Origin of the sequence: Streptomyces sp. NPDC046915 (assembly GCF_040644935.1) — a bacterium.
Lineage (GTDB): Bacteria > Actinomycetota > Actinomycetes > Streptomycetales > Streptomycetaceae > Streptomyces.
On the sequence record NZ_JBEYXB010000004.1, the window covers coordinates 57,973 to 70,367 of the forward strand.

7 protein-coding genes are annotated in these 12,395 nt (G+C 71.4%); 5 read left to right on the top strand and 2 right to left on the bottom strand.

The genetic code is table 11. From position 1 onward, the window contains the following. Positions 1 to 62 precede the first annotated feature (62 nt). The 3 genes from ABZ915_RS11640 (at position 63) to hflX (ending at position 5,612) form a co-directional block, all read left to right on the top strand. A complete protein-coding gene (locus ABZ915_RS11640) occupies positions 63 to 2,294 on the top strand; it encodes an HD domain-containing protein (protein ID WP_361799664.1) in 2,232 nt (743 codons plus the stop codon). 92 nt (positions 2,295 to 2,386) lie between these two features. After that, entirely contained in the window at positions 2,387 to 3,904 is a 1,518-nt protein-coding gene (locus tag ABZ915_RS11645) for a M1 family metallopeptidase (RefSeq protein ID WP_361799667.1), read from the top strand. 217 nt (positions 3,905 to 4,121) lie between these two features. Further along, positions 4,122 to 5,612, top strand: a complete 1,491-nt coding sequence (gene hflX / locus ABZ915_RS11650) for a GTPase HflX (RefSeq protein ID WP_361799669.1) — start codon at positions 4,122 to 4,124, stop codon at positions 5,610 to 5,612. 96 nt (positions 5,613 to 5,708) lie between these two features. Here the strand turns inward: hflX and ABZ915_RS11655 are convergent, their stop codons facing one another. Together ABZ915_RS11655 and ABZ915_RS11660 are read right to left on the bottom strand one after the other, a co-directional pair. Further along, positions 5,709 to 6,932 (bottom strand): hypothetical protein, encoded by a 1,224-nt coding sequence (locus ABZ915_RS11655; RefSeq protein ID WP_361799672.1) that lies wholly within the window; start codon positions 6,930 to 6,932, stop codon positions 5,709 to 5,711. 264 nt (positions 6,933 to 7,196) lie between these two features. Further along, a complete protein-coding gene (locus ABZ915_RS11660; RefSeq protein WP_361799675.1) occupies positions 7,197 to 8,129 on the bottom strand; it encodes a tetratricopeptide repeat protein in 933 nt (310 codons plus the stop codon). Between the two features lie 674 nt (positions 8,130 to 8,803). Here ABZ915_RS11660 and ABZ915_RS11665 point away from each other — a divergent pair. Continuing rightward, complete coding sequence (locus tag ABZ915_RS11665; protein ID WP_361799678.1) at positions 8,804 to 10,315, top strand: diaminobutyrate--2-oxoglutarate transaminase family protein; 1,512 nt, start codon at positions 8,804 to 8,806, stop codon at positions 10,313 to 10,315. Between the two features lie 171 nt (positions 10,316 to 10,486). Then, entirely contained in the window at positions 10,487 to 12,361 is a 1,875-nt protein-coding gene (locus ABZ915_RS11670) for an IucA/IucC family protein (RefSeq protein ID WP_361799681.1), read from the top strand. Positions 12,362 to 12,395 lie beyond the last annotated feature (34 nt).

The window sequence follows — 12,395 nt, forward strand, 5'->3', positions numbered from 1 at the left end:
GCCATCCCTGAGCCGTGTATGCCCTGGGGGCCCGTCCGCCGGTCCACGAGCCGGAGGTGCCCATGAGTGCGGAGGCCACGAACCCTGCGACCCCTGGCCCTGTAGCCCCTACAGTGCCCCGCAGGAAGGCCCGCCCCCGGATCGACCTGCGCAGACTCGGCCGGGCCGCGCTGCTCGGCCCCGGTGCCCGCGACAAGCTGCCCGACGCCATCGGCCACGTCGTCGAGGCGCACCGTGCCCACTACCCCGACGCTGGCCTCGACCCCCTGCGCCGCGCCTACGTCCTGGCCGAGTCCTCGCATCGCGGCCAGATGCGCAAGAGCGGCGAGCCGTACATCACGCACCCGCTCGCCGTGACCCTGATCCTCGCCGAACTCGGCGCCGAGACCACCACCCTGACGGCCTCTCTGCTCCACGACACCGTCGAGGACACCGAGGTGACCCTCGATCAGGTGCGGGAACAGTTCGGCGAGGAGGTTCGTTATCTCGTCGACGGGGTCACGAAGCTCGAGAAGGTCGACTACGGGGCCGCCGCCGAATCCGAGACCTTCCGCAAGATGCTGGTCGCGACCGGCAACGACGTCCGCGTCATGTCGATCAAACTCGCCGACCGGCTCCACAACATGCGCACCCTGGGCGTCATGCGCCCCGAGAAGCAGGCGCGCATCGCCAAGGTGACCAGGGACGTCCTGATCCCGCTCGCCGAGCGTCTCGGTGTCCAGGCACTCAAGACCGAGATGGAGGACCTCGTCTTCGCGATCCTCCACCCCGAGGAGCACGCACACACGCACGAGCTGATCTCCGGCAACGCGAGCCGTCCCGACGATCCCCTCGCGGAGGTCGCCGACGAGGCCCGCGCGGTCCTGCGTGACGCCGGCATCCAGGCGGAAGTCCTCATCCGCCCCCGGCACTTCGTCTCCGTCCACCGCGTCGCACGCAAGCGCGGGCAGTTGCGCGGCGCGGACTTCGGCCGCCTGCTGGTGCTGGTCAACGAGGACGCGGACTGCTACGGCGTGCTGGGCGAGCTGCACACCTGCATGACCCCCGTCGTCTCGGAGTTCAAGGACTTCATCGCCGTACCGAAGTTCAACCTGTACCAGTCGCTGCACACCGCCGTCGCCCGCGCGGACGGGCAGGTCGTCGAAGTCCTCATCCGCACCCACCAGATGCACAAGGTCGCCGAGGCCGGTGTCATCGCGCTCGGCAACCCGTACGCGCCTCCTTCGGAGGAGCAGGCCGCGGGCGACGAGCGTGTCGACCCCACCCGCCCCGGATGGCTCTCCCGTCTCCTCGACTGGCAGCAGGCGGCACCCGACCCCGACACCTTCTGGTCCACCCTGCGCGAGGACCTCGCCCAGGACCGCGAGATCACCGTCTTCCGGCCCGACGGCGGCACGCTGGGCCTGCCCGAGGGCGCCACTTGCGTGGACGCCGCGTACGCGCAGTACGGCGAGGACGCGCACGCCTGCATCGGCGCGCGCGTCAACGGCCGGCTGGCGACCCTGAGCACCGTGCTGAGAGACGGCGACACCGTTCAGCTCCTCATGGGCCAGGACCCCGCCTCCGAGCCCTCCCGGGAGTGGCTGGACCACGCCCACACCCCGGCCGCCCGGATCGCCATCCAGCGGTGGCTGGCGGCCCACCCGGAGGGCGGCGACGCGGCGGCACGGGAGGCCGGCAAGGGCCGCTGGAGCGGCGCGGAGTCCCCGGGCGGGGCGGACGGCACCACGGGCCAGCACTCCGAAGCGGCGGCCGACCGGGATTTCCGCCCCGTGACCGGTCCCGCCGCCGATGTCTCTTCCCCCCGCCCCGCGGCGGCCAGTGCCGTCGTGGACCGGCCCGGGGCGACCGTGCGGCTCGCCGGGTGCTGTACGCCCGTACCGCCCGACGAGGTCACCGGGTTCGCCGTACGCGGAGGGGTGGTGACCGTGCACCGCGTGGAATGCGCCGGAGCGGCGCGCATGAAGAGCGTCGGGCGTGCGGAGGTCGGCGTGCGCTGGGGTGACACCACCGAGTGCCGGGTCACGCTGGTCGCCGAATCGTTCGGCCGCCCCCATCTGCTCGCCGACCTCACCGAGGCGATCGCCCTCGAAGGCGCCGAGATCGTCTCCGCCACCGTCGCCCCGCCGAGTCAGCAGCGCGTCCGCCACACCTACACCCTCCAGCTCCCCGACGCGGCCCACCTCCCGGCTCTCATGCGCGCCATGCGGAACGTGCCGGGCGTGTACGACGTCGGCCGGGCGCAGCACCAGGGATCCGATTCCTGGGACACGCGCACCGGATCCGATTCCTGAGACATGCGCCCCGGCAACCCGGCGGCCCCCGTTCGGGTGGGCCGGTCGCGCGCCGTCGCGGCGGGGCGGGCGCGTGCTGGTAGCCGTGGTCCATGCTGCTCACGCCCCGCATGCCGGATCGGCGCCCCGGCACCCCCGGTGCCCGACCCGCCCCCCGCCGCCGCAGGAGGGCCGCCGTCCTCCTCGCCTCCGCCGTCTCCGCCTGTCTCCTCGCCGCGAGCGCCCCCGCCGTCCCCCTGGGCGTCGGCGACCGGCTCTACCCCTACCTGGGCAACCCCGGATACGACGTGGCGTCGTACGACCTCTCCTTCACGTATCCCGGCGCCAACGACAAGCCCCTCCAGGCCGTGACCACGATCCACGCCTGGACGACCGCCCCGCTGGAACGGCTCAACCTCGACTTCGCGCACGGCACCGTCGAGTCCGTCCAGGTGGACGGCAGGCCCGCCGCGTTCACCGGCGACGGCGACGACCTGGTGGTCACGCCCGAGACGCCGCTGGCCGAGGGCAGCTGGACGCGGATCACCGTGCGGCACACCAGCGATCCCAGAGCCGTCGAGGGCCGGGACGGCGGCTGGGTGCGGACGGCCGACGGGCTGGTCATGGCCAACCAGGCCGACGCCGCGCACCTGGTGTTCCCGTGCAGCGACCACCCCTCCGACAAGGCGATGTTCACCATCCGGGTCACGGCGCCCAAGGGCTACACGGCCGTCGCCAACGGCATCCCGGCCGGCGTGACCCGGGCCGGCGCCTCCACCACCTGGACGTACCGGACCCAGCACCCCATGGCCACCGAACTCGCACAGGTGTCCATCGGCCGTTCCGCGGTGCTGCACCGCACCGGACCGCACGCACTGCCGGTCCGCGACGTGGTCCCCGCCGCCGACCGCAAGACCCTCGAACCCTGGCTCGCGAAGACCCCGGACCAGATCGCCTGGCTGGAGAGCAAGATCGGGCCCTACCCCTTCGAGACGTACGGCGTGCTCATGGCCGAGGCCGCCACCGGCTTCGAACTCGAGACGCAGACCCTCTCCCTCTTCGAGAAGAGCCTGTTCACCGATGGTGCCTACCCCAAGTGGTACATCGAGTCGATCATGGTGCACGAGCTGTCCCACCAGTGGTTCGGCGACAGCGTGAGCCCGCGCACCTGGTCCGACGTATGGCTCAACGAGGGGCACGCCACCTGGTACGAGGCCCTCTACGCGGAGGAGAAGGCGCACAAGCCCATGGTCGACCGCATGAAGGCGGCCTACAGCTCCTCCGACCGCTGGCGCGCCTCCGGTGGCCCGCCCGCGCTGCCCAAGCCGCCCGAGCCGGGCCAGAAGATCGGCATTTTCCGGCCCAACGTGTACGACGGAGCCGCGCTGGTCCTCTACGCCCTCCGCCAGGAGATCGGCCGGCCCGCCTTCGAACGCCTGGAGAGGGTCTGGGTGGGTCAGCACCGCGACGGCACCGCGACCACCGCCGACTTCACCCGCCTCGCCTCCGACCTCGCCGGCCACGACCTGACCGACTTCTTCCAGGCCTGGCTGTACGGCGAGAAGACCCCGCCCATGCCCGGTCACCCGGACTGGAAGGCGGCGGCGCCGCGGCGGGTGGCGAAGAAGTAGGGGCTCGTGAGGCCGGAGGAGGGGCCGTGACGGGGGCCCGCTGTCGTCCCGCCGCCGCGGAATAAGGCGGTGACGAGACGGGTCGTTCCGTGCGACCATCTTCGGGTCGGCGCGGCACGGAGACGGGAATCTCTCCGGGTACTCGTGCGTTGAACACAGTGACGGACGGATCACACCGTGGGCCGCCCATCGGATTCTCCATCGACGTAAGGATCAAATGACCTCCTCTTCTTCCCCTTCCCAGGACACCAAGCGCTTCGCGCACGCCTACCCCGAAGGTCTTCGGGCCGATGCCCTGATGGAAGAGGACGTCGCCTGGAGCCACGAGATCGACGGAGAGCGGGACGGCGACCAGTTCGACCGCACCGAGCGGGCGGCCCTGCGCCGCGTCGTGGGCCTCTCCACCGAGCTCGAGGACGTCACCGAGGTCGAGTACCGCCAGCTCCGCCTGGAGCGCGTCGTCCTCGTCGGGGTGTGGACCACCGGGACCGCCCAGGACGCCGACAACTCCCTAGCGGAGCTCGCCGCCCTCGCGGAGACCGCAGGTGCGGTCGTGCTCGACGGCGTCATCCAGCGCCGCGACAAGCCCGACGCGGCCACCTACATCGGCTCCGGCAAGGCCGCCGAGCTGCGTGACGTCGTCCTCGAAACGGGCGCGGACACCGTCATCTGCGACGGTGAGCTGAGCCCGGGCCAGCTGATCCAGCTGGAGGACGTCGTCAAGGTCAAGGTCATCGACCGTACTGCCCTGATCCTGGACATCTTCGCCCAGCACGCCAAGTCCCGAGAGGGCAAGGCGCAGGTCGCGCTCGCGCAGATGCAGTACATGCTGCCGCGGCTGCGAGGCTGGGGTCAGTCGCTGTCCCGGCAGATGGGTGGCGGTCGCGGCGGCCTCGCCACGCGTGGCCCCGGTGAGACCAAGATCGAGACGGACCGGCGCCGGATCCGCGAGAAGATGGCGAAGATGCGCCGGGAGATCGCGGACATGAAGACCGGCCGCGAGGTGAAGCGCCAGGAGCGCCGGCGCAACAAGGTGCCGTCCGTCGCCATCGCCGGCTACACCAACGCCGGCAAGTCCTCCCTGCTCAACCGCCTCACGGGCGCGGGCGTGCTGGTCGAGAACGCCCTGTTCGCGACCCTCGACCCGACCGTGCGCCGGGCCGAGACCCCGAGCGGCCGTGTGTACACCCTGGCCGACACGGTCGGCTTTGTGCGGCATCTGCCGCACCACCTGGTCGAGGCGTTCCGCTCCACCATGGAGGAGGTCGGCGACTCCGACCTGATCCTGCACGTCGTGGACGGTTCGCACCCGGTCCCGGAGGAGCAGCTGGCTGCCGTGCGCGAGGTGATCCGGGACGTCGGCGCCACCGACGTGCCCGAGATCGTCGTGATCAACAAGGCGGACGCGGCCGATCCGCTGACGCTCCAGCGGCTCATGCGGATGGAGAAGCGCTCGATCGCCGTCTCGGCCCGCACCGGCCGGGGCATCACCGAGCTGCTGGCGCTCATCGACAACGAGCTGCCCAGGCCGTCCGTCGAGGTCGAGGCGCTGGTGCCGTACACGCACGGCAAGCTGGTCGCCCGTGCCCACACCGAGGGCGAGGTGATCTCTGAGGAGCACACCGCGGAGGGCACCCTGCTCAAGGTGCGGGTGCACGAGGAGCTGGCGTCGGACCTCGCGCCGTACACGCCCGCTCCCGCGCTCTGACGCACAACCGTTCTGCCGCACCACAGTGAGGGCCCCGCCCCCGATCACCCGGGGGCGGGCCTTTCGCACACCGGCCTCAGGCCGGCTCACCGGGCCCTACTGACCGGCGAACTTCTTGCTGACCGAGTCGTACACGCCCTTGGCCACGTCCCCCAGCCGCGGACCCGCCAGCCAGCCCGCGGACACCGGGCCGATGGAGGTGTTGGAGACCAGCGCGGGCTTGCCGTCCGAGCCCGTCTCCACCCAGCCGCCGCCGGACGAACCACCCGTCATCGTGCACCCGATGCGGTACATCGTCGGGTCCGACTTCTGGATCGACAGCCGGCCCGGCTTGTCCTGGCACTGGTACGCGAGCTGGCCGTCGTACGGCGCCGCGGCCGGGTAGCCGGTCGCCGTGATGCTCTGCACCTTCGGTACCGCCGGCGCGGTGAAGTTCACCGGGAGCGCCGAACCGACCGTCTCCTCCAGCGACTTGCCGCCGTTGCCCTGCTCCGGCGTGACATGGATGACGGAGAAGTCGTACGACGCGCCGTTCCCGCCCGTCTCACCGCCCTGCTCGATCCACTGCTGGGACGTCTGCGCCGCATCCGCCCACCAGACGCCGTACGGGGCGACCGCGGCCCTGGAGGCGTTCTTCAGCTGGTCGGCCGTCTTGCCCGCGTCGTTGTAGGAGGGCACGAAGGCGATGTTGCGGTACCAGCCGCCCTTCTTGCCGGCGTGCACGCAGTGGCCCGCCGTCCAGATGAGGTTGGACTTGCCCGGGTGCGCCGGGTCCTTCACGACCGTGGCCGAGCAGACCATCGTGCCCTCGGGGGAATCGAAGAAGACCTTGCCGGCCGTGGCCGCGCTGGTGTGGTACGGCGGCCGCACCGCCTGCGCCTTGACCGGAGCCGGCGTCGGGTCCGTCACGCCCTGGTCACCGGAGATGTCGTTGTCGTCGACACCCTTGTCCGGGTCGTTGGCGTCGCGCATGCGGTCCGGGTCCCACAGGCCCTTGATGATCGGGTTGATGAAGTCGTTGGCCTCGCGCAGCCAGTCGTCCTTGTCCCAGTTCTTCCAGGCGCCGTGCTTCCACTTGTCGATGTCGATCCCGTGCTCTTTGAGCTTGTTCTTGATGTCGTCCGGAATCTTGATCTTTCCGTCGCCGCTGGTCGCGGCGGCGGTCGGCGTGCCGTCGGCCTTGGCGTCACCGTCGCCGTTGCAGGCGGTGGCGGTCAGCGCCAGCGCCGAGGCGAGGGCGACGGCCGCCAGCACGGGGGAGGTTCTGCGCGGCCCGCCCCTCCCTCGGCGGACGGTGGACGACGGCCGTATGGATCGCATGGTCTTGACTCCCCCTGCTGTAAAGGAACTTCGGTGCTGTGCCCGCGTGACCCGGCGGAACTCATGGGGAGTTCACGGCTGTCTCACGGACGTCTGGGAACGGCACCACACACTATGCGCTCGCTGTGGGGGACTTCCGACGGAACGGCAACGGTTCGGCTACAACCCGTCTGACCTGGCAATCGCCAGGGTTGGGCGGGCAGCGGCGGAGGTGCGGCGGTCCGCGACCGATGTGGCTTCAGGCGCATCGGAAGGGCTATTGAGCTATTGAATTCCTCTGAACCAAGCGGGCGGGCCGGCGGCGATGCCGCTTGTGAGAGCCTCGGTGCGAGCCGATTGCCGAGCCGAACGGATCGCCAGCAGTGTTCCCCTGCCGGAACGCCATCGCCAGTAGGCCACCGCGGCAGCGGCGATGTACACCGGTGAGGCGTCGCCGCCGAGCGCACGCTGGACATGCCGGGTCAGTTCGACGAACGCGGTCGCGGCTCCTGCCCTGTCCCCCGTCTCTCCACGCCCGCAAGCGAGGTTGTGACGCAGCACCAGGTGTTGTGGACCGTGCGCCAGGGTTCGTCGAAGGATTTCCATCAACTCCGTGTACACGAGCGTGGCCGCGTCGGCGTCTCCGGCCTCCATGCGCCACATGAAGACACCGTGCAAGGCGGACAGCGTGCGGGGCTGGTCAGCGCCTTCCAGACTCCTGAGGGTGGAGACCAGTTCCGTGAGGTCGTCAGCAGCGCCTGCGAAGTCCCCGCGATGCCCCCGGTAGTTGGCACGGCCGACCGTCGCGCCGAGAACGGTGGGGTCGTGCGGCCCCAATCGGCGCACCAAGTCCTCGATCAGTCGGTCGTACGCCGCGACTGCCGCCTCGCGGTCGCCTGCGCGCACGCTCCAACGGGCGATGTCGGCCAGCGTGACACCGATGGCGACGTGGTCTTCGCCCATGGCTTGCTTCTGGAGTTGCAGCAACTCGGCACAGGCGGCCGCCGCCCCGGAGAAATCACCGGCCCGCCCCTTCCAGAGGGCGAACTGGGCCCATGCCGTCAGTGAGTTGGAGTGGTCCACGCCGAACACGCGCGCCGCGTCCTCCACCACGTCGGCGAACCCGGAGACAGCCCCGTCGGTGTCGCCCGAGCGCCCCTTCCAGAGCGCCAGATTGTCCTTGCTGACAACGGTGTCCGGATGGTCCTCGCCCAACACCCGCCTGCGATGCTCCAGCAGATCGGTGAGAGTCTCGACAGCTCCGACAGCACTCCGCCTCCGGCGGGACCGGGCCCCAGGATTTCGCGCACCGTTCGGGGGCGGCTTCCCACCAGCGATCCGCCTGCCGCCGGTGCTTCGCCGGAGCCATGTGACCCAGCACGGACACCAGAACGCTGAGCGCTTGCTTGCGCTTGTCGGAGGGAATCGATGTGCCGTTCACCCAGTCAAAGAGGACGGACTGCACCACGCCCACCCGACGGGCCGGCGCCGAGTACGGCGGACTGCCCGCGGCCACGTGGATGGCGTGCAGCTCGCTCCAGAAGTCCTGTGCCGGATCGCCCCGAGCCTCCGTCATACCGAGACCGCCCCCGTCCGCCATTCGGTGTTCGGCCGGTCCGAAATGAACCCCGAACAATCCCCGCACATGGGACGGTGGCTTTGACAGCCGCGCTGGCTCGCAGTGCCGGCAGGCGCCGTGATGCCCGTGAAGCGCTGAAGGTTCTGTTGCGCCGCCGTGGCGAGGGCCGCTGAGTTGGTCCGTCACGGCAAGGATCTTGAAGCAACCCGTAACCGGTCGGCCGGGCCGCGGTTGGTAGCGGTGGGGGGGCCTGCTGCCTGTGCCCGGTCCCCTGAGGGAGCAAGTCGCCTCTGGACGGCGGGAGGACAAGGCCGTGGCCGTGACGGAATCGGTGTCCGGGGGAGCGCGCGGAGCACACGAGGGGATCTTGCGGCGCCAGTCGGCGCGCGAGTCCGCGGCGCGCACCTACGCACGCGCCCTCCCCATCGTGCCGGTCCGGGCGCGCGGCCTGACCATCGAGGGCGCCGACGGCCGCCGCTACCTCGACTGCCTCTCCGGCGCGGGAACCCTCGCCCTCGGCCACAACCACCCCGTCGTCCTGGAGGCGATCCGCAAGGTCCTCGACTCGGGTGCCCCCCTGTCCGTCCTCGACCTGGCGACCCCGGTCAAGGACGCCTTCATCACCGAGCTGTTCCGCACCCTGCCGCCCGGCCTCGCGGACCGGGCTCGCGTCCAGTTCTGCGGTCCCGCGGGTACGGACGCCGTGGAGGCCGCGTTCAAGCTGGTCCGGGCCGCGACCGGCCGCTCCGGAATTCTGGCCTTCACCGGCGCCTATCACGGCATGACCACCGGCGCCCTGGCCGCGTCCGGCGGCGCCTGCGACGTACGGGTCGCCCGCCTGCCCTACCCGCAGGACTACCGCTGCCCGTTCGGCGTCGGCGGTCCACGCGGCGCCGAACTCGCCGCGCGCTGGACCGAATCCGTTCTCGACGACCCCAAGTCGGGCGTGCCACTGCCCGCCGGGATGATCCTCGAACCCGTCCAGGGCGAGGGCGGAGTGATTCCCGCCCCGGACGACTGGATGCGGCGCATGCGGCAGATCACGGCCACCCGCTCCGTCCCGCTGATCGCCGACGAGGTCCAGACGGGAGTCGGACGGACCGGCACCTTCTGGGCGGTGGAGCACAGCGGCGTCACGCCCGACGCGATGGTCCTCTCCAAGGCCATCGGGGGTAGCCTCCCCCTCGCCGTCGTCGTCTACCGCGACGACCTCGACGTGTGGGAACCCGGCGCCCACGCCGGCACCTTCCGCGGCAATCAGCTCGCCATGGCCGCGGGGACGGCCACACTCGCCCACGTCCGCGAGAACAGCCTCGCCGAACGCGCCGCCGAGCTCGGCTCGCGCATGCTGTCCCAACTGTGCTCCCTCAAGGAGGAATTCCCCTGCGTCGGTGATGTGCGGGGCCGGGGGCTGATGATCGGCGTCGAAGTGGTGGATCCGGAAGGCGAAGGACAGGCGGGCGGGCAGACGGGTGGGGAGACGGACGCGGCTGGGCAGGGCGACGCCCCTCTCGTGCCGGGACAGGTTCTCGCTCCGGCGGACGGTCCGGCAGGTGACCCGACAGCGCCAGTCGCCGGACCACGGAGCCTCCGCGGCCCACACCCCGCCGCACCCGAACTCGCCGCGGCCGTCCAGCGGGAGTGCCTGCGCCGCGGACTGATCGTCGAACTCGGCGGCCGCCACTCCAGCGTCGTACGACTCCTGCCGCCCCTGACGATCAGCGACGAGCAGGCCGCCGCCGTTCTCGACCGCCTCGCCGACGCGGTCGAGGCCGTGTCCCGCGGCCTCTCCCGCCGCAACGGAGCCGTCAGGTCCCGGACCTGAGGCATACCCCTCCGCCCACCGCGCCGCCGAGCGCCCCCCTGCACGAACTCCGGAGGACCAGACTTGAACGCCACCCCCGCACCGAACGGCAGTGCCCACGTCCCACACCTTCGCGCCCACCGCATCTCTTCTCCACCCGTACCAGCCCCACCCGAACCGACCGCCGAATCGGTGCCCCGTCTGACATCGCGGTCCCCGGAAGCCGAGTCGGCGCGCGTCGTCACCGCCGACCTCCTGGAACACCCCGACCCGCACACCGCCGCACAGGCCGCCGCCGTGGAGAACCTGCTCCGCTGCTGGGTACGCGAGACGGACCTCCCGGCACCGGACACCGGCGCCCTCCGCATTCCGTTCCCCGCCAGCGGCACCGCGGTGATCGCCCCGGTCCACCACTGGTCCCCGACCGGCTGGCACCGCTTCGGACCGCCCCGGTTCACCAACGCCCCCGAGACCGCCCCACCGCTCGACGCGGTGACTCTCGCGTCCCTGATCGGCCGGGAGACACACGGGATCGGCCGGGAGACACACGGGCGAACCGACGGTACCGCCGCGGGCCCGGACACCGTCGCCGCCGACGGCGGTGACCTCGTCGCACGCGTCGCCGACTCCCTCCGCCGTACCGTCACCTTCATCCGTGACCGGCGCGCGCGCCCCGCCGACGGCCCCGACCGCTTCCTCGCCGCCGAACAGGCACTGCTGCTCGGGCACCCTTTCCACCCGACCCCGAAGAGCCGCGAGGGCCTGACCGACTCCGAAGCCCTCCTCTACTCACCCGAACTGCGCGGCTCCTTCCCCCTGCACTGGATCGCTGTCGCCCCCTCGCTGCTCGCGACCGACTCGGCCTGGACCGAAAGCGGCCGCCCCGTGCCGGCCCACCGGCTCACGGCCCGGCTCGCCGGACAGGGGCTGCCCCTGCCCGACGGATACGCCGCCCTGCCCGTGCACCCCTGGCAGTGGCGCGAGGTCCGGCACCGCGACACGACCGCGGCCCTCCTCGACGCCGGGCTGCTCAGGCCACTCGGCACCCACGGCTCCCCGTGGCACCCCACCTCCTCCGTACGGACCGTCCACCAGTCCGGCGCCGCCGCCATGCTCAAGCTGTCCCTCGGTCTGCGGATCACCAACTCCCGCCGCGAGAACCTCCGCAAGGAACTCCACCGCGGCGTCGAGGTGCACCGTCTGCTCCGCGGCGGCCTGTCCCGGCAGTGGCAGGCCGTGCACCCGGGCTTCGACATCGTCCGGGACCCGGCATGGCTGGCCGTCGACGACCCGCACGGCAGGCCCGTGCCCGGGCTCGACGTGGTGATCCGCCACAACCCGTTCACCCCGCCCGACGACGTCTCCTGCCTCGCCGGACTCGTCTCACCCCGGCCCGACGGCCACCCGGCCACCGGTGACGAACGCCCACGTGCCGGGAGGTGGCCCCTCCGCTCCCGGCTGGCCGCAGTCGTCACACGGCTCGCCGAGCGCACGGGCCGACCTCGTGGTGCCGTCGCCGCCGAGTGGTTCCTGCGCTACCTGGAGCAGGTCGTGCGGCCCGTCCTGTGGCTGGACAGCGAGGCGGGCATCGCCCTCGAGGCACACCAGCAGAACACTCTGCTCCTCCTGGACGGCGACGGCTGGCCCGCGGGCGGCCGCTACCGCGACAACCAGGGCTACTACTTCCGCGAGTCCCGGCGCGCCGAACTCGACGCGCGCCTGCCCGGGATCGGCGTGCACAGCGACACCTTCGTCTCCGACGAGGTCACGAACGAACGCTTCGTGTACTACCTCGCTGTCAACAACGTGCTCGGTCTCATCGGTGCGTTCGGAGCCCAGCACCTGTCGGACGAACACCTGCTGCTCGCCGCCTTCCGCCGGTTCCTCGGCGACATCGCCTCCGGCCCCGCCCCGCTGCGAACCGCCCTGCCCGCCCTCCTGCTCGACTCGCCCGTCCTGCGCTGCAAGGCCAACCTGCTGACCCGGCTGCACGGCCTCGACGAGCTGGTCGGCCCGGTCGACACCCAGTCCGTCTACGTCACCATCGCCAACCCCCTTCACTCCTGAACCGACTGCACGACAGCACCGACTTCATCCGCTT